The following is a 22437-nucleotide window of genomic DNA, read 5'->3' on the forward strand; positions in this document are numbered from 1 at the left end:
CTTCCGGCGAAATGTCGCGGAGTCACCTTTCTCGCAGAACCGGTCTGCAGGAAGGAACTCCTGTGCGCATCTCCCGCCCGATAGTCTCCGCGCTGCTCCTCTCAGCCCTCGTGGCCTGCGGATCCAACGCCGAAACCGCCACTTCCGCCAAAGAGATCAAGGTCGGTCTGCTCCATTCCCTGAGCGGCACGATGGCGATCAGCGAGGTCACCGTCCGCGACGCCGAACTGCTCGCGATCGAGGAGATCAACAAAGCCGGAGGTGTGCTCGGCAAGCAACTCGTCCCCGTCGTCGAGGACGGCGCCTCCGACTGGCCGACGTTCGCCGAGAAGGCCACGAAGCTCATCAGGCAGGACAAGGTCGCCACCGTCTTCGGCGGCTGGACGTCGGCCAGCAGGAAGGCGATGCTGCCGGTCTTCGAACGGTATAAAGCGCTGCTGTGGTATCCGGTGCAGTACGAGGGCCTGGAGAGCTCGCCGTACATCTTCTACACCGGCGCCACCACCAACCAGCAGATCATCCCCGGCCTCGACTATCTCAAGGAACAGGGCAAGAAGAAGCTGTTCCTGGTCGGCAGCGACTACGTCTTCCCGCGCACCGCTAACAAGATCATCAAGGCGTACGCGGCCGCGAACGGCATGGAGATCCTCGGCGAGGAGTACACCCCGCTGGGCCACACCGAATACTCCACGCTGGTCAACAAGGTCATGGGCGCCAAACCGGACGCGGTCTTCAACACGCTCAACGGGGATTCGAACGTCGCGTTCTTCAAGCAGCTCAAGAGCGCGGGCGCGACGGCGGAGAGCATGCCCGTGCTGTCGGTGAGCGTCGCCGAGGAGGAGGTCACCGGCATCGGCGTGGACAACATCGCCGGCCAGCCGGTCGCCTGGAACTACTACCAGACCACCGAGACCCCGGCCAACGACGCGTTCGTCAAGGCGTACAAGGCGAAATACGGTCAGAACAAGGTCACCAGCGACCCCATGGAGGCCGGCTACAACGCCGTCTACCTGTGGGCCGAGGCGGTCAAGAAGGCGGGTTCGACCGAGGTCGAGGCGGTCAAGAAGGCCGCGCCGGGCATCGCGCTCGAACGCCCCGAGGGCCTGGTCACCATCGACGGCGAGAACCAGCACATGTACAAGACCGCCCGCATCGGCATCATCCAGCCGGACGGCCTGATCAAGCAGGTGTGGGACTCGGGCGAGCCCATCAAGCCCGACCCCTTCCTCAAGGGCTACCCGTGGGCCGGCGGCCTGGCGGCGGGACAGTGATGACGGCCTTCGTCAACCAGCTTCCCATCGGGCTGTCCATCGGGGCGGTGCTGCTGCTCATCGCGCTCGGGCTGACGTTCACGTTCGGCCAGATGGGCGTGATCAACATGGCGCACGGCGAGTTCATCATGGCCGGGGCCTACACCGCGTTCCTGCTGGGCGACCTGGTGCTGGCGCTGCCGGTGGCGTTCCTGGTCGCCGGGGTCATGGGGCTGATCCTGGAGCGGGCCGCGATCAGGCACTTCTACGGCCGCCCGCTGGACACGCTGCTGCTCACCTGGGGCGTCAGCCTGGTGCTGCAGCAGCTCGCCCGCGACCTGTTCGGCGCGCCCAACGTGCAGGTGACCGCGCCGTCGTGGCTGGCGGGCGGCGTGGGCATCCTGCCGTACAACCGGCTGTTCATCATGGGGCTCGCGATCGCCGGCGTGGTCGCGGTGTGGGCGTACCTGACCAGGACCGGGCTGGGGCGCAGGACGCAGGCCGTCGTGCAGAACCGGCAACTGGCCGCGACCAGCGGGATCGACACCGGCCGGGTGGACATGCTGACGTTCTTCATCGGGTCGGGGCTGGCGGGCGTGGCCGGGGTGGCGCTGACGCTCATCGGTCCCGTCGGGCCGGCGCTCGGGACGTACTACATCGTGGACGCGTTCCTCGTCGTGGTCGCCGGCGGGCTCGGGCAACTGCGCGGAGCCGTGCTCGCGGCCATCGGGCTCGGGCTGCTCAACTCCTACGCCGAGTTCTGGTCGGACGCCTCGCTCGCGAAGGTGATCGTCTTCGCCGTCATCATCGCGTTCCTGCAGATCCGGCCGCAGGGCATGTTCGTGCTGAGGTCGAGGGTGCTCACATGATCAAGAGACATCTGCCCTTCGCGGCCGTGGCCGTGGTCGCGCTGGTGGCCGCGCCGCTGCTGCTGGAGCCGTTCCGGCTGGGGCTGCTGGCCAAGTATCTCTGCTACGCGATCGTCGCCCTCGGGATCGGGCTGGCCTGGGGGAAAGGCGGCATGTTGACGCTCGGCCAGGGCGTGTTCTTCGGGCTCGGCGGCTACTCGATGGCGATGTACCTCAAGCTCACCGAGGCCGGCGACGGCGGGCTGCCCGACTTCATGGTGTGGAGCGGGGTCGAGAACCTGCCCGCCCTGTGGACGCCGTTCGCCAACCCGGTCTTCGCCCTCGGGATGGCGGTGCTCGGGCCCGTGCTGCTCGCGCTGGTCCTGGGCACGCTGGTGTTCCGGCAGCGGGTACGCGGCGCGTACTTCGCCATCCTCACCCAGGCCCTGGCCGCAGCCATGGTCATCCTGCTGGTCGGCCAGCAGGGGCTGACCGGCGGCACCAACGGCATGACCAACTTCTTCGAGCTCTTCGGCCAGGACCTCGCCGACGACTCCACCCAGCGGGGGCTCTACCTGGTCGTCGCGAGCGTGCTCGGCGTGCTCTACCTCGCCACCCGGCAACTGGTGAACAGCCGGTACGGCCGCCTGCTCGTCGCCGTCCGCGACGGCGAGGACCGGGTGCGCTTCCTCGGCTACGACCCGGCCCTGGTCAAGACCGTCACCTTCGCCGCCTCGGCGGGCATGGCCGGGCTGGCGGGCGCGCTGTTCGTCCCGGTCGTCGGCATCATCTCGCCCGCGCTGCTCGGCGTCGTGCCCTCGCTCGAACTCGTCGTCGCGGTGGCCGTCGGCGGGCGGCACGCGCTGGCCGGGGCCGTGCTCGGCGCGGTCGTCATGGGCTACGCCAAGACCGCGTTCAGCGAGCAGTTCGCCGACGGCTGGCTCTACCTGCAGGGCGCGCTGTTCATCCTGGTCATGACACTGGCGCCCAAGGGGATCGCCGGTCTCACGGAGAGGCTGCGACGTGCTCGAACTACGTGACGTCCAGGTCGTGTTCGACGGCTTCCGCGCGCTCGACGGCGTGGACCTGACCGTGCCCGACGGGGAGCTGCGCTTCCTCATCGGGCCCAACGGGGCCGGCAAGACCACGCTCATCGACGTGATCACCGGGCTCACCAGGCCGGCCGCCGGGACCGTGCGGTTCGGTGGCCAGGACCTGGTCGGCAGGAAGGAGCACCAGATCGTCCGGCTGGGCGTCGGCCGGACGTTCCAGACGTCGGTCGTGTTCGAGGAGCTCACCGTCCTGGAGAACCTCGACCTGGCGGCCAGCTTCAGGAAGCCGCTGTGGTCGCTGGCCCGGCGCCGCAAGGGCGTCTCTGAGGCCGTCGAGGAGGCCCTGACCAGGACCGGTCTCGAAGACCTCGCCGAACGTTCGGCCGGCGTTCTCTCGCACGGCCAGCGCCAGTGGCTCGAAATCGGGATGCTGCTCGCGCAGCGGCCCCGGCTGCTGCTCCTGGACGAGCCGGTGGCGGGCATGTCCAAGGACGAACGCGAGCGCACCGGTGAGCTGCTCACCCAGATCGCCGACGACCACACGGTGATCGTGGTGGAGCACGACATGGAGTTCTTGCGGCGGCACGCCTCGAAGGTGAGCGTGCTGCACGAGGGCAAGGTGCTCGTGGAGGGGTCGGTGGAGCAGGTCAGCGCCGATCCTCGCGTACAGGAGGTCTATCTGGGGAGGAGGGCTGGCGATGCTGTCGGTAACCGGCCTTGAGTCGGGGTACGGGAGAGCCCGCGTCCTGTTCGGCGTCTCACTGGAGGTCGGGCCAGGGCAGCTCGTGTGCGTCATGGGACGCAACGGCGTCGGCAAGACCACGCTGCTCAACACCGTCATGGGGGTGCTGCCCGCGACGGCGGGCACGGTGACGTTCGACGGCCGCGACATCACCAGGCTCAAGCCGCACGAGCGCGTACGCCTGGGCATGGGGTACGTCCCCCAGGGCCACCAGTGCTTCCCCCAGCTTTCCGTGCTGGGCAACCTGCTGGTGACCGTGGAGGCCGCCAAGCAGCCCAGGGAGGCCGTCGACGAGGCACTGGAGATCTTCCCCGCGCTCAGGCCCCTGCTCAAGCGGAGCGCCGGCCACCTGTCGGGCGGCCAGCAGCAGCAGCTCGCCATGGCCCGCGCCCTGGTGACCCGGCCCAGGATGCTCATCCTCGACGAGCCCACCGAGGGCATCCAGCCCTCGATCATCCTGGAGATCGAGGCGGCCATCGAGCGGCTGCACGCCTCCGGGCTGGCCGTGCTGCTCGTCGAGCAGTATCTGGACATCGCGCTGCGGCTGGCCGACACGTTCGTCATCCTCGACGGCGGGCACGTCGTCCGCACCGGCGCCGCCGAGGAGCTCCACCGCGAGGACGTCCAGCGGTTGCTCGCCGTCTAGAGCCCGGCGAGCAGCGCTCGGGCGTTGGCGGCGCCCGAGCGGTCGCCCGTCTCGTCGAAGACGGTCAGGGCGGACACCGTCAGCTCACGGGCCCGGTCCATCGCGCCCTCCGCCCGGTTCACCCGGGCCAGCGCCAGCAGGGCGTGGGCGTCGAGCAGGCGGTCGCCGAGGCGTACGGCGATGCTCCTGGCCCGCTCGGCGGCCGACCTGGCGGCCGGCTTGGCGGCCTGGGACAGGTAGACGGCGGTCAGGTCGAGCAGCGTGTCGGCCTGCCGGTGACGGTCGCCCAGCTCGGTCAGGTGCCCGATGGCGGTCAGCAGGCGCTGCGCGGCCTCGTCGAGGCGCCCCGCCCGGCGCAGCACCGCGCCGAGCACCCGCTCGGCGTCGGCGGAGTCGCGCAGGTTGCCGGCGCCCGCCAGGCAGGTGAGCAGGGCCTGCTCGGCCTCGTCGAGGCGGCCCAGTTCGAGGTGGACGCGGCCGAGCCGGCGCCTGACGTGGTCGACGTCGCGGGCCCGGCCCTCGCGCAGGAACGTCTCCAGCGCCGGCCGCAGCACCTCGTGCGCCCGCTCCCACTGCCGCTCGGCCAGGTGCAGGTCGCCCTGGTCGAGCAGGATGAGCGCCTCGCCCCGCCGGTCGCCGGCCCGCCGCGCCGACTCCAGCGCCAGCCCGGACACCGTCCGCCAGTCGTCCAGGTACCGGTGCCGCTCCAGGTAGGGCGCCAGCAGGTGCCCCAGCTCCCAGCAGCCGTCGTCGAGCCTGGCCGCGTGCAGGTCGGCGACCAGGCTGACCAGGAACGCCCGCTCGGCCTCCAGCCACTCGACCGACTCCCTGATGTCCCTGGTCTGCACGGCCGTGCCCGGATCGCCCGACACCAGTGAGAACCGCGACGCCCGCACCCGGGCCGGCACCACCGCCGCCAGCTTGTCCAGCACCCCGGGCGCCGGCTGCTCGCGGGCGAACAGCCGGGTCAGGTCGTGCATCCGGTAGCGGACCTGGCCCGCCACGTCGACGCCGTGCGTCTCCAGCAGCCCCGCGTCCACCAGCGCCTCCGCGTGCCCGCCGAGCTGCTCGGTCACCCAGTCGGCGAAGTCGGGCGCGGACAGCGCGCCGAGCCCGCGCAGCGTCCGCCGGGCCGGCTCGGGCAGGCCGTCGAAGCCGATCGCGAACACGCTGCGCACCGCCTGGTCGCCCGCGTGCAGCCGGTCGAGCCGCCCGTGCTCGTCCTGCAGCAGGCTCACCAGGTAGTCGACGGTCCACTCGGGCCGGGCGGCCAGCCGGGAGCCGGCCACGCGCAACGCGATCGGCAGGCCGCCGCAGAAGGCCGCCAACCGGCGCAGGGAGTCGTCGGCCTGGCGGCCCGAACCGCTGACGAGCAGGTCGAGCGCCTCGCCGTCGTCCAGCACGCCGACCGACAGCCGCATGGCGCCGGTCAGGCCGCCGAGCGACGAGCGGCTCGTCACGACCGTCGGGCAGGAGGTGAGCAGCGGGCGCACCTGGGCCTCGCTCGCCGCGTTGTCCAGCATCACCAGCAGGCCGCGGTTGGCCGTGTAGGTGCGGAACAGGCGCTCGCGCTGCTCCAGCGAGGCGGGGATGGCCTGGGCCGGGCAGCCCAGCCAGCGCAGGAAGTCCTCCAGGACCGCCGCGGGGGTGGTCGTCTCGCGCAGGTCGGCGTACAGGATGCCGTCGGGGAAGCTCTCGCGCGCCCGCCAGGCCGCGTGCACCGCCAGGGCCGACTTGCCCGCGCCCGCCTGGCCGTGCACCACGACCTGGCCGCCGATCACCCGGTCGAGCAGCTCTTCCCGGCCGGTGAAGCCGGCCACGTCGGGCGGCAGCAGCACCGGCGGGCCCGCCGAGACATGCAGGGACACGTCGTCGTGCAGCATGCGATGGTAGAGGAGCTGCAGCTCGGGGTCGGGCTCGATGGCGTGGCCGCCGTCGAGCCGGTCGCGCAGCACCGCGTACGCCGCCAGCGCGTCCACCCGGCGGCCGCTGCGGTAGAGGGCCAGCATGTACTGGCCACGGAAGCGCTGCCACAGGGGGTGTTCCTTGGTCAGCCGCCGCAGCTCGGCCAGCAGCTCACGGTGGCGCCCCGCGTCGAGGTCGGCCTGCACCCGGCGCTCCAGCGCGAGCAGCCGCAGCTCCTCCAGCTCCTCGCGCAACCGCAGCGTCTCGGTCCACCGCTCGCCCTCGGGGTCGACGTCCGCCAGCGCGTCGCCGCGCCACAGCGACAGGGCCTCCTCGTAGGCGCCCTGGTCGACCAGCAGCCGGAACCGGTCCACGTCGAGCAGTCCGCCGGCCAGCACGTACGACCCCGACACGGTCGTGATCACGTCCTTGCCGACCAGCCTGCGCAGCTCGCCCACGTAGCCGCGGACCAGGGAGTCGGACCGGTCACCGCCCTCGCGCGGCCAGAGCAGCCTGCGCAGCCGCTCGACGGTCAGCGGACGGCCGGCGTTGAGCAGGAACATCGCCAGCAGGTCACGGTGCTTCGGCACGGTGGGCGTGCGGTCGATCCCGTCGCCGTCGCGAACCTCGAGCGGCCCCATGATGCGGAATTCCACGCAACCTACCTTTGAGGAGGAGAAAGAGGTAACACCTTGTGTAGAACAACAGTTATACCTGGTAGTGGATTATCATCACCATGACGGCTGTTTGCCCGGGTAACGGCTATCGTCACTGACCAGGCAAACAGCACTGTTTCAGCAGGAGCCCTGTCCGGCTTCTCGCTGAACGTCGATCGAAGGCGCCTCGCCTTCATGGGGCGGCATCGCGGAGGCCACCATCATGGGGCCGTCCGCGGTGCCGTCGACTTTCTCCAGGAAATCGGCCCAGACCGCCGGTACGGTGAGCGCCGAGATGGAGAACCACTGTCCGGCCATCCTGGGATCGTCGGCTTCCAGCGAGACGGTCACATCCCACTGGCCGGAGGCGCGGGCGGGGTCGACGCGGTAGAAGTCCGTCGTCCTCTTCCGCGGCCACCCCGTTTTCCTGCGCACGGCCACGAGCAACGCCATGCCCTCGGCGAGCTTCGCGGTCCCCCGGACGGCGGGACAGGGCGAGGCGGTGGCGCCCGCTCCGACCGCCGGCGCCACGATGGCGATCGCCGGAGAGTCGTCGCCGGCGACGGCGGCGCGGATGGTCAGCAGCCCGGCGGGTACGCCGACCAGCGCCGCGACCACCGTGAAGACGGTGACGACGACCTTCCCTCGCCTCCCCCTTTTCGCGGGGCCGGACCCGACGTCGTTGTCGGGTGCCGCTGGGTTATCGGGCATTGTTGATACATCCTCCTATCTCGGAAGAGTGACGGTACGCGCATAACGCGCGGTACCGACAAAGTATCGGAATTGTGGGTGGCGCGGGCAAAGCGCAGCGAATCATGCCAATATGCCCGTATTCCACAAATGCGAAAGATGCTCCCGTTGGGAATGGCCGGTCAGGGCTTCGCGGGTCATCGGCCAATGGCTGAATCGCTCATGGCCGCGCAGGTGGAGGGCTGTTCTGAGATCAACTTGAGGTTGATTCCAGATTCCATTGCAAGGAAAGAGGTGTTACCGATTGTCTGCGTTATTGGCCCAGATTTGTGCCGACTGCACGATTTCTTCCAGATGACCGCTGTGGGCGCCGTGCCAGTAGATCTGGCCACAGTCGGCACAGCGGCCGTAGGCGTCGTAGCTGCGCCGCGTGCCCGCCTCCAGCAGGGGCTCGACCTCGTCCTTCGTCACCGGCACCAGCTCGCCGTTGCACGCCGTGCAGCGCGTCCACGGGCGCAGCGGCGGGGAGAAGCGTTCGAGCAGGTCGCGGAGCTGGTCGGCGGGGGCGGAGCCGCGGACGTAGGCGCCCAGCCACAGCGCGCGGCGGCGCAGCAGGCCGCGGTCCTGCGTGAGCAGCACCCGGCGCTCCTCGTTGGCCTGCACCACCAGCGCCGGGTCGTCCATGTCGTTGTGGTAGGCGGTGTCGATGCCGAGCAGGCGCAGCCGCCGCGCGAGCGTGCCCAGGTGCACGTCGAGCAGGAAGCGCGGCTCCGCGGGCAGTTGCTGGGGCCGCGGCACCGGATGGACCTCCACCACGTCGCCGTGCGCCGGCTGGTAGGAGGGCGGCACGCCCCTGCCGTTCACCACCATGGGACCCACCTCGGTCAGCGGGATGCCGATCGACTCGACGTGGTGGCCCAGCGTGGAGGTGCCGTCCGGCGTCACCTCCTGCCACTCCTGGCGGCGGCTGACGGGCAGGAACATCTTCAGCTCTGGGGCGATGCGCATACGTGCGGTCACGAGGTCCATTCTGTGGCACCAGATAACGTGAATTCATGCCCATATCCCGCCGCTCCCTTCTCGGTCTGGTCGCGCTGGCGGCCGGGTGCTCGGGGAGTGGTGACGGGCACGAGGAGCTGCGACTGGCGACCGGGCTGGCCGGCGGGCCGTACGGGCAGCTCGGCGACCGGCTGGCCGAGGAGCTGCGGCGCGACGGGCTGCGCGTGCGGGTGCTGCGCACCGCCGCCAGCGTGCAGAACCTCGGGATGATGGCCGGCGGGCGCGCGGACGTGGGGTTCGCGCTGGCCGACAGCGCCGACGACGCGGTACGCGTACGGCATCAGCCCGTCGCCGCGCTGGCCCGCATGTACATGAACTACGTCCACCTCGTCGTCCCCAGGGAATCGAGGATCACCACGGTGGCGGCGCTGGCCGGCCGGGCCGTGTCCATCGGCGTGCAGGGATCGGGCACGGCGGTGACCGCCACCCGCGTGCTGGCCGCCGCCGAGCCGGCCCGGCCGCCCGAGGTTGTCCGGCTGGATCTGGACGACTCCATCAAGGCGCTGCGCGACGGCGAGATCGAGGCGTTCTTCTGGTCGGGTGGCGTGCCCACGCCCGCGCTGGCCGCGCTCGGCGGCATCCGGCTCGTGCCGCTGGAGTCGCTGGTGCCGGTGCTGCGGCGCGGGTTCGGGCCCGTGTACGAGCACGCGTCCGTGCCCGCGGGCGCCTACGGGGCCACCGAGCCGGTGCCGACCCTGGGCACGCCCAGCTACCTGATGTGCCGGAGTTCGCTGTCCGGGGATCTGGCGTACACGATCACCGAGACGCTCTTCCGCGCCCGCGACCGTCTCAAGGCCCCGTCGGCTCCCGGCGGGCGCCTCGACAAGCGCTACGCCATCGGCACCGGTGTCGTGCCCTTGCACGCGGGCGCGGCCCGCTACTACCGGTCCGTCTACGGCTGAGGGAGCCGGAGTTCGACCACCAGCCCGTGCGGTGCCGCTGGGAGGAGGTGCAGCGTGGCGCCGCAGGCGCGGGCCAGCTCGGCGGCGATGGCCAGGCCGAGGCCGCTGCCGGGTACGTTCGCGTGGGTGCCGGAGCGCCAGAACCGTCCCAGCGCCTCCGCGCGCTCCTCCTCGCTCAGCCCGGGCCCGTCGTCGGTCACCCGGAGCACGCCGTCGTGGAGGGTGACGGTCACGGTGCCGTTCGGGGGGACGAACTTCTGGGCGTTGTCGAGGGCGATGTCCGCGATCCTGGCCGCCGGTTCCGGAACCACCACCGATTCTGAAATGTCGGTTATGAGGTGCACGTCCTTCGCCGCGTACACCTCCCGCCACGTCGCCAGCCGCGGCCCCAGCGCGGTCTCCTTGCTCTCGGCGCCCGCCTCGACCCTGGCCAGCGTCAGCAGGTCGGCCACCAGCAGCGCCAGCCGGTCCAGCTCGGCCATCGCCTCCTCGTACTCGGCCGTGCCCTCCGCCCGCAGATGCGGCTCCAGGTTCTCCAGCCGCAGGCCCAGCACCGTGAGCGGTGTCCGCAGCTCGTGCGAGGCGTCGGCCACGAACGCCCGCTGCCGCTCCATCGCGATGGAGACCGCGTCGGCCATCGCGTTGAAGCGCTCCTCCAGCCGCCGCAGCTCCGAAGGGCCGACACCGGGATGCGCCCGCGCGTCGAGGCGGCCCCGCGCGATGGCCCGCGTGGCCTGGTCCAGCTCGGTGACCGGCCGCAGGATCCAGCGGGCCAGCCGCCTGGCCGCCAGCACCGAGGAGGCCAGGGCCGCCAGCGCGCCGAGCGCCAGCGCGCCCCACACCAGCGACACGTCCAGCCGGGCCTGGTCCGTGGGGGTCTCCAGGAGCACCACGCCCGAGAGCTGGGCGTCCCTGCCCGCCGGTTCGGCCAGCAGCACGGTGGCCGGTCCGAAGGGGCCGATCGTGGGCAGGTCCTCGGTGGTGCGGCCGGCCAGCGCCAGGCGCAGCGCGTCGCGGTCGTCGGCCTCGAAGCGGCCCGCGGTCAGGCGGAGTGAGCCGTCGCGGTCGCGTACGCGGACGGCGGCGCCGTACAGGTCGGAGTAGCGGGTGATCTCGGCGATCAGCCCCGTGCGGTCGCCGTCCCGCGCCGCCTGGTCGGCCAGCTCGGCGAAGCGGGTGGCGTCGGCGCGGCGGTCGAGCAGCAGCCGGTTGGTCCGGTGGGAGGCGTAGGCCAGGCCCAGCGGGATCGCCAGCGCCGCGATGAGGAACACGATCAGCGTGGTGAACGTGACCACCAGCCGCGCGTTCACGCCGTCGAGCCCAGCCGGTAGCCGGTCCCGCGCAGCGTCTCCACCAGCCCCGGGCGGCCGGTCTTCGAGCGCAGGTTCGCCACGTGGACGTCCAGCGAACGGGACGCCGACAGCAGCGGGTCACCCCACACCTCGTCGAGGATCTCCTCCCGGCCGCGCACCACGCCGGGCTCGCGCGCCAGCAGCGCCAGCAGGTCGAACTCGCGCCTGGTCAGCGTCACCGGCTCGCCGGCCACCGTCACCTGACGGGACTCCAGGTCGATGCGCACGTCGCCGACGCTCACCACGTCGTCGCGGTGCGGCAGCGGGCGGGTGCCGCGCCGCATCACGGCCTCCATGCGGGCCATCAGCTCGACCGTACGGAACGGCTTGACCAGGTAGTCGTCCGCCCCAGACCGCAGGCCGCGCAGCACCTCGCGCTCCTCGGTACGGGCGGTGACCACGATCAGCGGCACCGCCGACACCCGGCGCAGGCGGCGCAGCGCGTCGAGCCCGTCCATGTCGGGCAGGCCCAGGTCCAGCAGCACGAAGTCGGCGCCCCCCGCCAGGCGGAGGGCGTCGACGGCCAGCCCCGCCCGGGTGACCTGGTGGCCGTGCCGGGCGAGGGCCGTGGTGAGCGCGGAGGCGAGCCGATCGTCGTCTTCGACCAGGAGAACTCGCATGTCGCCAGGTTATGTGCGGATCGGCACCGGCTCATGCGTGCCCTGCTCGGCGCGCGAGAGGGCCGCGTCCCTGGTCTCGCGCATGGTCAGGTAGACGAGGAGGGACACGGCAGCGCAGCCGGAGACGTACCAGAAGAAGCCGGACTCGATGCCGCTGTCCTTGAACCACAGCGCCACGTACTCGGCGGTGCCGCCGAACAGGGCGTTCGCGATCGCGTACGGGAGCGCCACCCCGAGGGCGCGCACGTTCGTCGGGAACAACTCGGCCTTCACCACCGCGTTGATCGAGGTGTAGCCGGTGATGATGATCAGCCCGGTGAGCGAGAGCAGCAGCCCGCCGCCGAACCCTGTCACCCCGCCCAGCGCGGTCATCAGCGGCACCGTGCCCACCATCGACCCGATCCCGAACGTGATCAGCAACGGCCTGCGCCCGATCCGGTCCGACAGCGCGCCCGCCAGCGGCTGCAGGCACATGAAGATGAACAGCGCGCAGAAGCTCACCAGCGTGGCCGTCTCCTTGGCCAGGCCGGCGGTGTTCGACAGGTACTTGGTGAGGTAGGTCGTGTACGTGTAGTACGCGACCGTGCCGCCCATCGTCAGGGCGATGACCAGCAGCGCCTCCTTCTTGTGGGCGAGCAGCGCCTTGATCGTGCCGCGCCCGGCCTGGCCCTCCTCCTGCTGCTCCTCCTCGTCGTACGCGTCCGTCTCCATGAGGTTGCGGCGCAGGTAGAACACGACCGCGGCGGCCAGGGCGCCGACGATGAAGGGGATGCGCCAGCCCCAGGAGTTCAGGGCCTCCTTGGACATCGAGTTCTGCAGGACGATCTGCAGGCCGAGGCCGACGAGCTGGCCCGCGGTCATGGAGACGTACTGGAAGCTGGAGGCGAAGCCGCGGCGGCCGGGCGGGGTGGCCTCGGTGAGGTACGTGGCGCTGGCCGCGTACTCGCCGCCGACGGACAATCCCTGCAGCAGGCGCGCCACCACCAGCACCGCGGCGCCGAAGTAGCCGACCGCCTCGTACGTGGGCGCGATCGCGATCAGCAGCGCGCTGGCCGACATCAGCGTGACGGTGAGCGTGAGCGCCGCCTTGCGGCCCTTCCTGTCGGCGTAGCGGCCGAGCAGCCAGCCGCCGAGCGGGCGCATGAAGAAGCCGACGGCGAAGATGGCGGCCGTGTTGAGCAGCTTCGCCGTGTCGTTGCCCTCAGGGAAGAAGGAGGCGGCGAAATAGACGGCGAAACTGCTGTAGACGAACCAGTCGTACCACTCGACCATGTTGCCGATCGAGCCGCCGACCACGGCTTTCCACGGGACGCGTGCCTTGCTCACCGAATACCTCCTGGGGGGGAGTAGTTGCAGGCCAGAGCCTTACCCCAGAAGGATGTTCGGACAAGGGAGCAAAGGTCAGATCTAACGTGCGCTTAACATGGGCTTACCTCAGCGCAACGGCGGTTCGGCGTTCTTCGCCCTCTCCAGCGCCAGCTCCGGCCACCATTCGCCGGCCTGCGGGGTTACGATGCCGCGCTCCGGGTCCTTCTCACCGTCGGTGCCGCGGCGGCACCGGCCGCTCGACGTGCCCGCGCGGGCGATCCACAGGTAGGCGTCGACCAGCTCATCGTTCGTCTCCGTCGTGGGCCGCGGGCCGACACCCCTGTCCGGCGGGTTGCACCACGTCTGCGGGTCTTTGTAGAGCCCCTTCTTCGGGGACCAGGAGCCCTTGCCGTTTCTCGCGGTGTCGACGACGAAGTGCGGCTGCTTCGCCGGATCCGGCCGGAGACCGTCAGGGCAGCCCTTCCTGCCGTGCGTCAACTGGATGCCGACGCAGGTGGACAGCGCCTTGCCGTACAGGATGGCCTTCTCCGTGGCCTGGTGGGCGGTGGCATTGACGAAGAACCCGTCCGCCTTGTCCACCCCCGCGCCGACCAGCCGCTCCGCCATTTCGGCGGCGCCCGGGTAGAGCTCCACGCCGCCGTCGAGGTAGACGGCCGTGTTCGGGCCGGCCTTGAGGATCGCCACCGCCTTTCTGACGTCCTGGTAACGCTGCTCGGCGGTGCCCGCCATCGCGCACTGCTTGGTGCCGGGGGTCTTGACCAGGCTGGACGGCTCCAGGATGACCGCCGCCCTGGCCTGCCCGATCCGCTGGGCGATGCCCTCCAACCAGTTCTGGTACGTGTTCATGTCGGTGTCGGCGGGAACGCAGTCGCCGCCCGGCATGGAGTTGATCAGGAACACGGGGACGCCCTGCCCGGCTCTGGCCAGCGTCTCCTCGACCGTGACCGGGGCCTCGGTGCCGGCCAGGCGGATGGCATGGGGGACCTTGGCCAGCTTGGCCATCAGCTCCGAGTCCGCCGGCCGGTCCTTCTCCCAAGCCCTGGCCTGCTTGTCGGCCGCCGGTTCGGGCGGGGCGTAGAAGAGGACGTTCTGCTGCGCCGTCAGCGGGTTCTTGACGCTGAGAGTTTTCGTCGTGGGGGCGTCGTCCTGACCGGGCAGGGCGATCGCGGCCGTCACCCCGGCCGCCGCGACCACCACGGCCGCGACCCCGGCCACCAGCTTCCGCTTCTGGGCCGGCGGCCGGGTCGGCGGAGCGGTTTCCCGGCCCGGTTCGCTCTCCTGGACCGGTTCGCTCTCCTCGACCGGCGGGATCGTGCCTGAACCGCTCAACCGGTCCATGAGGTCCTGGGCCGTGGGACGCTCGGCGGGGCTCTTGGTCAGGGAGGCCGCGACCAGGTCGCGCAGGGGCCCCGTGAGGCCGGTGAGGGCAGGGGCCTCGTTGATGATGCGCAGCAGGATCTCCGGGACGGAGCCCGTACCGAAGGGGGCGTTGCCACTGGCGGCGAAGGCCACCGTGCAGCCCCACGAGAAGATGTCCGACGGCGGCCCGATCGTGGCGCCCGAGATCTGCTCGGGCGACATGTACGACGGCGTCCCCACGATCGCGCTGCTCATCTCCGCGTCCATCAACTGCGCGATGCCGAAGTCGATGACCTTGGGGCCCACCTGGGAGAGCAGCACGTTCGCCGGCTTGAGGTCGCGGTGGACCACCCCGGCCCCGTGGATGGCGCGCAGGGCCATGGCCATCGCGGCGGCCAGCCCGTCCAGCTCCGACCCCTTCAGCGGCCCCGACCGGCGGACCGCCTCCCCGAGACTGGGACCTTCGACGTATTCCGTGACCAGGTAGGCCACGTCGCCCTCCACGTCGGCGTCCAGCACAGGGGCGGTACAGAAGCGGGCGACCCGCTTGGCGGCCGCCACCTCGCGGGCGAAACGGCGCCGGAAGTCGGCGTGGGCGTCCATCCTGGCGTGGATCAGCTTGACGGCCACCCGCGTGTCGTCAGGGCCCTGCCCCAGGTAGACGACGCCCATGCCGCCCTCGCCCAGCCGCCCGAGGAGGGCGTAAGGTCCCACCTGCCGCGGATCCCTGTCCCTCAGCGCCTCCAAGGTCATAGATCGTCAGGTTAGTCCCGAGTGCTCCTCCGCGCCTACAGCTCCAGCCGCCACTCGGTCCACTCGTCGAAGAGCTCGAACCCCATGGCCTCGTTGATGGCGAGCATGTGGGCGTTGGAGGTGGCGTTCCAGGTGATGACGCGTTCGATGTGCGGCTCGTGTTCCCGCAGCGCGAGCAGGTTGCCGAGCTTGAGCAGCAGCCCCAGGCGGTGGCCCCGGTGCTCGCGCAGCACCGTCGTGTCGGACTGGGCGGCCCACGTGTGGGAGCGGTCGGTCCTGACGTACACGCGCGTGTAGCCCGCGGGCGCGCCGTCGGAGTCGCGGCGGGCGATCGCGGTGTAGCAGGTCTCGCCGAGTCCGGGGATGCGCTGGTCGCGGTCACGGACTCGGTCGAGGGTGAAGGTGACGTTCTCGACGCCGCCGTCACGCGGGGCGTCGTTCATGCCGTTCATGAGCGTCGCCAGGTCCGGCAGCAGTTCGGGGGCGGCCGGGCCGATCGAGAGCTCCAGGCTGTAGCCCTTGGCCTCGGGCATCAGGCGTTCCAGGGCGGGCCAGTCGGCCTGGGTGAGGTCGAGCGTGCGGCGGGCCTGCCGCAGGGCCACCGTCATGCCGTGGGCCTCGGCGAACCGGGCGCCGCTGCCGGTGGCCGGGGTCTCGGTGAGGACCAGGCTCCTGCCGTGCGTGCGCAGACGGTCCAAGGCATGCTCGAACAGGGCCGAGCCGAGGCCGCGGCCCGCGCGCTCCGGGCGTACGGCGAGGGGGAACAACCAGCCCATGTGGGTGTTGTCGAGCTGGGAGAGCGACAGCGCGTAGCCGCCCGCCACCTTGCCGTCCTCGACCACCGCCCACGCCTCGGGCCGCTCACCAGGGGTGTGCGTGAAGATGTCGCGGCGGAAACGGGCGTAGGAGAGCAGAGGGCCCGGGTCGTCGGCGGCCGAGGAGGCCGCGAACGCGTCGTGAAGCCCTCTGATCAGGTCCTCGTCCGGCCGGTCGTCGAGTTCGATGGGCTGGATGCGCATGCGCTCAGCAAATCGCAGGCGACCAGGGGAAGCGAACGATTTTCCGGCTTGGTTTCCGCTCGGGGTTCGCGCCGCTACTGGCGGTAGTTCTCCACCTCGCGGGCCGGGCGGGCGCCGGCGCCCTCGGGGTCCGCGCCCGCGTCGCGCCTGGCCCTGCGCTGCCTGAGCAGATCCCAGCACTGGTCGAGGGCGCTTTCCAGCTCCCTGATGCGCGCGTGCTCCTCGTCGGAGGTGACGTCGCCCGCTGAGAGTTTGTCGCGCAGCTCGTGCTCTTCGGTGACCAGAGCGCTGATCCTGGTGAGAATCTCGTCGTCCCGCATGCCCAAGACTCTAATCATCGCGTGATAGAACACGCCCTATGTCTGGTATCGCGCTGGTAAGGAAGCCCGGCTCCCGGCTCGCCGAGGGCATCGTGACGCACATCGAGCGCGAACCTGTGGACCATGAGCGGGCTCTCGTCCAGCACGACGCCTATGTCGAGGCCCTGGCCGCTCATGGGTGGCGGCCCGTGCACGTACCGGTTGCCGAGGATCTGCCCGACTCTCCGTTCGTGGAGGACACGGTGGTGGTGTCGGGGCGGGTGGCCGTACTGACCAGGCCGGGGGCGCCGGAACGGCGGCCCGAGGTGGAGTCCGTGGCGGCGGTCGTGCGGGAGCTGGGGCTGAAGGCGGTCAGGATCGCGCGGCCCGGCACGCTCGACGGCGGCGACGTCCTGCAGTCAGGCCCCACCGTGTACGTGGGCAGGTCCGCCCGCACCAACCCCGAGGGCATCACGCAGTTGACCGCCCTGCTGCCCGAGCGGCAGGTCGTGCCCGTGGACATGCGGGGTGTGCTGCACCTGAAGTCGGCCGTGACCGCCCTGCCCGACGGCACGCTGATCGGGGATCCCCGGCACGTGGACCTGCCCGGGCTGCTGGTGCCGGAGGAGGAGGCGGGCGCGCACGTGGTGCCGCTGGGCGGGGACCGCGTGCTGCTGGCCGCGTCGGCGCCGGCGACGGCCGCCATGCTGGAGCGGCGCGGGTTTGCCACGATAAAAGTGGATATTTCAGAGTATGAGAAGCTAGAAGGCTGCGTCACTTGCCTCAGCGTCCTCATCGCCGACTGACGCTCCCACGATGTCGTTCTCATGATGTCGTTCTCATGATGTGAGATCCAGGACGGCGCATCCCGAGACCTCTGGTAGCGTCTATGGCATGCTGCGCGGGCTCCTTCTTAGCTGCCGCGGCGGGGGCCTCTGAGGCCGGCTCCCTCGCCGCGGAGCGAGTCATGCGCGTCGGCCGCTTTCTTCCGGACCGACGAGGAGCTTCCGACATGACCGCTCAGCAGCCCAGTTCCATGCCGATCAGCCGTTATCAGCCGTTCGAACCCATCCGGCTGACCGACCGCACCTGGCCCGACCAGGTCATCACCAAGGCGCCCCGATGGTGCGCGGTGGACCTGCGTGACGGCAACCAGGCACTGATCGACCCGATGGACTCGCACCGCAAGCTGCAGATGTTCGAATTGCTCGTACGCATGGGCTACAAGGAGATCGAAGTAGGCTTCCCGGCCGCCTCGCAGACCGACTTCGACTTCATCCGGCAGATCATCGAAGAGGGCCGCGTGCCCGACGACGTCGTCATCCAGGTGCTGACCCAGGCCAGGCCCGAGCTGATCGAGCGTACCTTCGAGTCGATCGAGGGCGCCAAGCAGGCCATCGTCCACCTGTACAACTCGACCTCCACCCTCCAGCGCCGCGTCGTGTTCGGCCAGGACAAGGACGGCATCACCGCCATCGCGGTCGAGGGCGCCAAGCTGGTCAAGAAGCTGGCCGACGCCACCGACGTGGACGTCTACTTCCAGTATTCGCCGGAGTCGTTCACCGGCACCGAGCTCGAATACGCCGTCGAGGTGTGCGACGCGGTCAACGAGGTCTGGCAGCCCACCCCCGACCGCAAGGTCATCATCAACCTGCCCGCCACCGTCGAGATGGCGACGCCCAACATCTACGCCGACCAGATCGAGTGGATGCACCGCAACCTCAGGCACCGCGACTCGATCGTGCTGTCCCTGCACCCGCACAACGACCGCGGCAGCGCCGTGGCCGCCGCAGAGCTGGGCTACATGGCCGGCGCCGACCGCATCGAGGGCTGCCTGTTCGGCAACGGCGAGCGCACCGGCAACGTCTGCCTGGTCACCCTGGGCATGAACCTGTTCTCCCAGGGCGTCGACCCCGAGATCGACTTCAGTGACATCGACGAGATCCGTCGCATCACCGAATACTGCAACCAGCTGCCCGTGCACCCGCGCCACCCGTGGGGCGGCGAGCTGGTCTACACCGCCTTCTCCGGCTCCCACCAGGACGCCATCAAGAAGGGCTTCGAACACCTGGAGCGCGACGCGGCGGCGGCCGGCGTACCGGTCGACGCGTTCACCTGGGCGGTCCCCTACCTGCCGATCGACCCCAAGGACATCGGCCGCAGCTACGAGGCCGTCATCCGGGTCAACAGCCAGTCGGGCAAGGGCGGCGTCGCCTACATCATGAAGGCCGACCACCAGCTCGACCTGCCGCGCCGGCTGCAGATCGAGTTCTCCAAGGTCGTCCAGGCGCGCACCGACACCGAGGGCGGCGAGATCAGCCCGGCCGCCATGTACGAGATCTTCCGCGACGAATACCTGCCCAACCCGGCCAACCGCTGGGGCCGCCTGAGCCTGCTGGCCCACCGCCACGAGTCCACGGTCGACGACCAGGACCGCATCAGCGCCGACGTCCGCCTCGACGGCGAGATCCGCGAGATCGCGGGCACCGGCAACGGCCCGATCTCGGCCTTCATCGACGCGATCGCCCAGGTCGGCATCCAGGTGCGGGTCCTCGACTACGTGGAGCACGCGATGAGCGCGGGCACCGACGCCAAGGCCGCCTCCTACCTGGAGTGCGAGGTCAACGGGCAGGTGCTGTGGGGTGTCGGCGTCGACGCCAACACGACGACGGCCGCCCTCAAGGCCATCATCTCCGTCGTCAACCGCGCCTCCCGCTGACCCCTGCGTTAGGGCCCCCGGTTCTCGGGGGCCCTATTCGCCGGGAGTGCAGCGGTACACGCCGCCGTAGCGCTTCTGAGCGATGCGCATCAGCGCCGTAAGGTCCTTGATCCCGTCCCTGCCCGCGGCGACCCGGGCCAGGTAGATGTCGACCAGCCGATCCTTGCCGCCACAGCGGAACTTCGCGCTCACCCGGTACGGCTGATCGGCCAGCACGGTATTCGTCAGCCGGACGGCCATGCCGTCACCCAGGTCGGCGGGGAGCTTGACTCCGTCGTATCTGCTGTAGAGCCGGCGTCTGTCGTTCATGAGGAAGTCCAGATGTTCCTGGGTCGTCCCGTCGCCCACCTGCAACCAGCTCACCTCCAGGGGGTGGGGGTTCGTATCGGGCGCCCAGCACTCGCCGCTCGTCCCGGTGCCGGTCGTCGTCTCGGCGAGAGCTCCCGTTGTGCCGCTGACCACACGGAATGCCTGTTCAGGAACAAGCTCGCAGAGGTAGGGGGCGGCGTCCGCGATCGGCGTCGGCGGTGGAACCGAGGTGGGGGTTGGGGCGCCGCCTGCGGTGCAGGCCAGAGCACAGAAGGCCAGAGCGATCAAGGTGGCCCAGAGGCGGTGAGGCTTCACTGGCTGTCTCCCGTGGGAGGGGGGTCGTTCAGGCCGAGATGAGCGGTCACCTTGTCGGTCTGGTGCAGGGTCGTGTCGAAACGATTGAGCAGCCCACTGGTTCCGCCTCTCTTCCTGGCCCATGCGAGAAACTGGCCGTACTCGTCCGGAGTCATCTCGGCGAAAGGCTTCAGAGCCGGCGGATTCCCGGTCGTGAACGGCTCGTTCCGTATGTTGACCCCGTTCAGCACACTCTTGTTCAGCAAGGCCGTGGCGAGCATCTGTTCTCCCAACCTGAACACGGCCAGCTGATTGTCCGCGATGCTCTGCTGCGCCTCGTCCATCGTCCGTCCCTGGACGAACATGCGCTGGGCGACCTGTTTGGCGATCTCGTCGTACGCGGCCCCGGCGAACTTGTCGTACCCCTTGCCGAGCATGTCGCCGAACGCCCCCTTGGCCAGTTCGCCCACGTATTTGGCGCCCGGCACCGGCAGCAGCCCCAGCGCGCTGCCCACCATGCCTTTCAGCGCCTCGTCCGCCTTCTTGTCGTTCAGCCCCTGCGCGATCAGTCCTTGTTTGCGGATCTCCGTCAGGAACCCGAAGGGCTCCGCCTCCTCCACGGCCCGGTCCTCCAGGAAGCGCAGGACGTCGTCCTTGTCGACCACGCCGTTCAGGTTGAAGTCGTACTGCTTGACGTCCGCCTTCGTGAACCCGAGCCGCTCGGCGTTGCCCGCGTCGAGGCCCACGGGTGGCACGGTGTCGAGTGCCGCTCTCATGTGTTCGGTCTGCGCCCTGATCAGCTCTTCGAACGCGACATCGTCCGCGGTGGCCATCACCAGCGCGAAGGACATGTCCGTGGCCGTGACCCCGTTGAATGTCTTGTGGTTCAGGATCAGCCGGGAGAGTTGGTCGATGTTGGCGGCGATCGCCCGGCCCAGGGGGAGGCCCAAGGGAAGGTAGCGATCGAAGAGCTCTCTGTTCTTGATCTCCAGGGTGCCGTCCGGGGCTTTGCCGACGGCTTCGTGCACCTGGCCGGAGATGATTTTGATCATCTCGGTCGCCAGCTTCTGAGAGGTCGCGTCCTGGCCGGTGGTCGCGGTCGTCAGCATGTCCCTGATCGGCTTGTAGTCCTTCAAGTGATGGGTGGCGCGCCACCGGGTCGTCAGGAGATAGCTCAGCACGGACTCCTTCCACCCGGCCGGCGTGTGATCCAGCAGGGCATGGGACGCCTCCCGGCCGTGCTTCGCAGCATGGAACAGGTCCTCCACCACAGAGAACTTGCCCTTCATGTCCGGGCCGCTCATGTGGCTGCCGGGTCTCAGCTGGAGGTTCAGGCCGAGGGCGCCGGCCAGGTCGAGGATGGGGAGCCGGGCTCCGCCGGCCGCCCACTGGTCCTTGCGTTGGTCGTGTTCGTAGACGATCACGTCGCGGCCGACGGTCTCCATGAACTGCCTCGAGTACGGCGGTTTGCCGTCGTGGGTGCGCCAGATGAGGGCCTGGGCCTGGTAGCCCGAGTAGCTCGTGCCGCCGGCCTCGTGCTGGGCCCGTCCTTCCGTCACCAGGTCCTTGAGGAAGTCGGCGCCCGCGTAGGCGGGACTTTTCGGGTTGGTGCCTTTGGCGAGGATCGTGCTCAGCATGCTGAGGGTCTTCTTGCCCTGGCCGGAGAGCCGGGTCGCGCGCTCGGTGTCCTGGTGGCGGGTGGCGTCGCGCAGTGCGAGAGCGAGTGAGCCGGGCAGTCGCGTCACGCCGCGCGCTCCCAGCGTGGTGAGGAACGACTTGGCGAACGCCGGGTCGCCGGCCCGTGACGCGTACTTCTCCAGTTCGGCCAGGGCCGCGGCGTCGCCGTTGGCGGCTCGGAGGGCGGCGCGGCCCGCGAGTGTGCCCTCCAGGAGGCCCTTGGCGGTGTCCAGGTCGTCGGGGATCTCCAGGAAGCTGCCCGCGGCGGTGCTCCGGCCGAAGGTGATCTTCTGTTGTGCCAGTTCGTGGACCAGTTTCTGGCGTCGTCGCAGGTCCTCGGCCTGGGAGGTGACCCGGCCCGCGAGTTGCCGGAGCCGGGCCGCCGGAGCGGGGTCGAGGCCGGCGCTCGTCAGCTCGCCGTGCAGCGCCTGCGCCAGCTCCTCCAGCCGCCGGCCGGCCTCGGTGTGCTTGCTCGCCATCGTGTCGAACTCGGGCTGCCTGACCCCGGTGAACTCCGTCATGGCCTGTCCTGGGTCGCGGCCAGCTTCTGGTTCGCGCTGTGGACGGCTCGCGTGAGCAGGTCGCGCAGCTCTCGCTGGGCGGCGTGGACGTCCGCGCCGAACCTGGCGCCCGTCGGCCCCACCCACGCGTCCTTCTCCATCAGGCGGCAGGGGAGATCGAGCGCCCACCAGTGCTCGTCCGAGAGGCGCTGGATCCGCTCCGCCACGGCCCGCATCGCCTCACGATCGAGGTCGGCCACGATGACCTCCTTGTAGGGCTGGCCGAACCGGAACGGATCAGGAGGCCACGTCTTCCACGTGCTCACACGCTGACACCGTCCCGTCGGCGGGACAAGCGGAAACGCGATGAAGGTATGGAACGGCGGCGGATCCGTTAGTGAACGTTGCGTTTCTTCGGGGCGAATCCTATGCTGTTTAGAGAACGAGTCGTTCTCTA

20 protein-coding genes are annotated in these 22437 nt (G+C 70.1%); 8 read left to right on the forward strand and 12 right to left on the reverse strand.

All coding sequences use genetic code 11. The annotated features are described in order from the left end of the window. Nucleotides 1-62: 62 nt before the first annotated feature. The 5 genes from urtA to urtE are packed head-to-tail and all read left to right on the forward strand — an operon-like array spanning nt 63 to nt 4538. Nucleotides 63-1271, forward strand: a complete 1209-nt coding sequence (gene urtA, locus C4V41_RS01960) for an urea ABC transporter substrate-binding protein (RefSeq protein ID WP_200823683.1) — start codon at nt 63-65, stop codon at nt 1269-1271. Continuing rightward, nucleotides 1271-2119, forward strand: a complete 849-nt coding sequence (gene urtB, locus C4V41_RS01965; protein WP_103953967.1) for an urea ABC transporter permease subunit UrtB — start codon at nt 1271-1273, stop codon at nt 2117-2119. The genes urtA and urtB overlap by 1 nt, the downstream gene beginning before the upstream one ends. Next, on the forward strand, nt 2116-3138 hold the full coding sequence (urtC, locus tag C4V41_RS01970) for an urea ABC transporter permease subunit UrtC (RefSeq protein ID WP_103953968.1): 1023 nt from the start codon (nt 2116-2118) through the stop codon (nt 3136-3138). The genes urtB and urtC overlap by 4 nt, the downstream gene beginning before the upstream one ends. Continuing rightward, the gene (urtD, locus tag C4V41_RS01975; RefSeq protein WP_103953969.1) at nt 3122-3871 is read left to right on the forward strand and encodes an urea ABC transporter ATP-binding protein UrtD; all 750 of its coding nucleotides are present in this window, start codon (nt 3122-3124) and stop codon (nt 3869-3871) included. Before urtC ends, urtD begins: the two co-directional genes overlap by 17 nt. Continuing rightward, a complete protein-coding gene (gene urtE / locus C4V41_RS01980; RefSeq protein ID WP_103953970.1) occupies nt 3849-4538 on the forward strand; it encodes an urea ABC transporter ATP-binding subunit UrtE in 690 nt (229 codons plus the stop codon). The genes urtD and urtE overlap by 23 nt, the downstream gene beginning before the upstream one ends. Here the strand turns inward: urtE and C4V41_RS01985 are convergent. The 3 genes from C4V41_RS01985 to C4V41_RS01995 all read right to left on the reverse strand — a co-directional run bounded on the left by C4V41_RS01985 (nt 4535) and on the right by C4V41_RS01995 (nt 8818). Beyond that, complete coding sequence (locus tag C4V41_RS01985; protein WP_103953971.1) at nt 4535-7099, reverse strand: AfsR/SARP family transcriptional regulator; 2565 nt, start codon at nt 7097-7099, stop codon at nt 4535-4537. The genes urtE and C4V41_RS01985 overlap by 4 nt on opposite strands. 138 nt (nt 7100-7237) lie before the next feature. Continuing rightward, entirely contained in the window at nt 7238-7810 is a 573-nt protein-coding gene (locus C4V41_RS01990) for a hypothetical protein (protein ID WP_103953972.1), read from the reverse strand. Between the two features lie 276 nt (nt 7811-8086). Next, nucleotides 8087-8818, reverse strand: a complete 732-nt coding sequence (locus C4V41_RS01995; protein ID WP_103953973.1) for a Mut7-C RNAse domain-containing protein — start codon at nt 8816-8818, stop codon at nt 8087-8089. Between the two features lie 26 nt (nt 8819-8844). Between C4V41_RS01995 and C4V41_RS02000 the strand changes: the two genes are divergently transcribed. Continuing rightward, the gene (locus C4V41_RS02000; protein ID WP_235029859.1) at nt 8845-9750 is read left to right on the forward strand and encodes a TAXI family TRAP transporter solute-binding subunit; all 906 of its coding nucleotides are present in this window, start codon (nt 8845-8847) and stop codon (nt 9748-9750) included. On the opposite strand, the gene C4V41_RS02005 is transcribed toward C4V41_RS02000, so the two are convergent. The 6 genes from C4V41_RS02005 to C4V41_RS02030 form a co-directional block, all read right to left on the reverse strand. Beyond that, the gene (locus C4V41_RS02005) at nt 9741-11060 is read right to left on the reverse strand and encodes a sensor histidine kinase (RefSeq protein ID WP_103953974.1); all 1320 of its coding nucleotides are present in this window, start codon (nt 11058-11060) and stop codon (nt 9741-9743) included. The genes C4V41_RS02000 and C4V41_RS02005 overlap by 10 nt on opposite strands. After that, nucleotides 11057-11722 carry a response regulator transcription factor gene (locus C4V41_RS02010; protein ID WP_103953975.1) on the reverse strand — a complete coding sequence of 222 codons (666 nt, stop codon included), beginning with the start codon at nt 11720-11722 and terminating at the stop codon, nt 11057-11059. Before C4V41_RS02010 ends, C4V41_RS02005 begins: the two co-directional genes overlap by 4 nt. Nucleotides 11723-11731: 9 nt before the next feature. Next, a complete protein-coding gene (locus C4V41_RS02015; RefSeq protein ID WP_200823684.1) occupies nt 11732-13048 on the reverse strand; it encodes an MFS transporter in 1317 nt (438 codons plus the stop codon). A gap of 108 nt (nt 13049-13156) precedes the next feature. Beyond that, complete coding sequence (locus tag C4V41_RS02020) at nt 13157-15163, reverse strand: protein kinase domain-containing protein (protein ID WP_103953976.1); 2007 nt, start codon at nt 15161-15163, stop codon at nt 13157-13159. A gap of 35 nt (nt 15164-15198) precedes the next feature. Beyond that, a complete protein-coding gene (locus C4V41_RS02025) occupies nt 15199-16182 on the reverse strand; it encodes a GNAT family N-acetyltransferase (protein WP_103953977.1) in 984 nt (327 codons plus the stop codon). Between the two features lie 74 nt (nt 16183-16256). After that, a complete protein-coding gene (locus tag C4V41_RS02030) occupies nt 16257-16502 on the reverse strand; it encodes a DUF2630 family protein (RefSeq protein WP_103953978.1) in 246 nt (81 codons plus the stop codon). Nucleotides 16503-16540: 38 nt separating this feature from the next. Between C4V41_RS02030 and ddaH the strand changes: the two genes are divergently transcribed. Together ddaH and leuA are read left to right on the forward strand one after the other, a co-directional pair. After that, the gene (gene ddaH, locus C4V41_RS02035) at nt 16541-17287 is read left to right on the forward strand and encodes a dimethylargininase (RefSeq protein WP_103953979.1); all 747 of its coding nucleotides are present in this window, start codon (nt 16541-16543) and stop codon (nt 17285-17287) included. A gap of 206 nt (nt 17288-17493) precedes the next feature. Continuing rightward, nucleotides 17494-19200: a 2-isopropylmalate synthase gene (gene leuA, locus C4V41_RS02040; RefSeq protein ID WP_103953980.1), complete on the forward strand. Its 1707-nt coding sequence runs from the start codon at nt 17494-17496 to the stop codon at nt 19198-19200. A 33-nt stretch (nt 19201-19233) separates the two neighbouring features. On the opposite strand, the gene C4V41_RS02045 is transcribed toward leuA, so the two are convergent. The 3 genes from C4V41_RS02045 to C4V41_RS02055 all read right to left on the reverse strand — a co-directional run bounded on the left by C4V41_RS02045 (nt 19234) and on the right by C4V41_RS02055 (nt 22306). After that, a complete protein-coding gene (locus C4V41_RS02045; RefSeq protein WP_146103491.1) occupies nt 19234-19662 on the reverse strand; it encodes a hypothetical protein in 429 nt (142 codons plus the stop codon). Between the two features lie 158 nt (nt 19663-19820). Beyond that, complete coding sequence (locus C4V41_RS02050) at nt 19821-22001, reverse strand: hypothetical protein (protein ID WP_103953982.1); 2181 nt, start codon at nt 21999-22001, stop codon at nt 19821-19823. After that, nucleotides 21998-22306: a hypothetical protein gene (locus C4V41_RS02055; RefSeq protein WP_103953983.1), complete on the reverse strand. Its 309-nt coding sequence runs from the start codon at nt 22304-22306 to the stop codon at nt 21998-22000. The genes C4V41_RS02050 and C4V41_RS02055 overlap by 4 nt, the downstream gene beginning before the upstream one ends. Between the last annotated feature and the right edge of the window lie 131 nt (nt 22307-22437).

Source organism: Nonomuraea solani (genome assembly GCF_900108335.1).
GTDB lineage: Bacteria > Actinomycetota > Actinomycetes > Streptosporangiales > Streptosporangiaceae > Nonomuraea > Nonomuraea solani.

Coding starts and splice junctions, on each gene's coding strand:
- urtC (WP_103953968.1), top strand. CDS start 2,116: ATGATCAAGAGACATCTGCCCTTCGCGGCCGTGGCCGTGGTCGCGCTG.
- C4V41_RS02030 (WP_103953978.1), bottom strand. CDS start 16,502: ATGCGGGACGACGAGATTCTCACCAGGATCAGCGCTCTGGTCACCGAA.
- leuA (WP_103953980.1), top strand. CDS start 17,494: ATGACCGCTCAGCAGCCCAGTTCCATGCCGATCAGCCGTTATCAGCCG.
- urtE (WP_103953970.1), top strand. CDS start 3,849: ATGCTGTCGGTAACCGGCCTTGAGTCGGGGTACGGGAGAGCCCGCGTC.
- C4V41_RS01990 (WP_103953972.1), bottom strand. CDS start 7,810: ATGCCCGATAACCCAGCGGCACCCGACAACGACGTCGGGTCCGGCCCC.
- C4V41_RS01995 (WP_103953973.1), bottom strand. CDS start 8,818: ATGGACCTCGTGACCGCACGTATGCGCATCGCCCCAGAGCTGAAGATG.
- urtB (WP_103953967.1), top strand. CDS start 1,271: ATGACGGCCTTCGTCAACCAGCTTCCCATCGGGCTGTCCATCGGGGCG.
- ddaH (WP_103953979.1), top strand. CDS start 16,541: ATGTCTGGTATCGCGCTGGTAAGGAAGCCCGGCTCCCGGCTCGCCGAG.
- C4V41_RS02050 (WP_103953982.1), bottom strand. CDS start 22,001: ATGACGGAGTTCACCGGGGTCAGGCAGCCCGAGTTCGACACGATGGCG.
- C4V41_RS02010 (WP_103953975.1), bottom strand. CDS start 11,722: ATGCGAGTTCTCCTGGTCGAAGACGACGATCGGCTCGCCTCCGCGCTC.
- C4V41_RS02020 (WP_103953976.1), bottom strand. CDS start 15,163: ATGACCTTGGAGGCGCTGAGGGACAGGGATCCGCGGCAGGTGGGACCT.
- C4V41_RS02025 (WP_103953977.1), bottom strand. CDS start 16,182: ATGCGCATCCAGCCCATCGAACTCGACGACCGGCCGGACGAGGACCTG.
- C4V41_RS02000 (WP_235029859.1), top strand. CDS start 8,845: ATGCCCATATCCCGCCGCTCCCTTCTCGGTCTGGTCGCGCTGGCGGCC.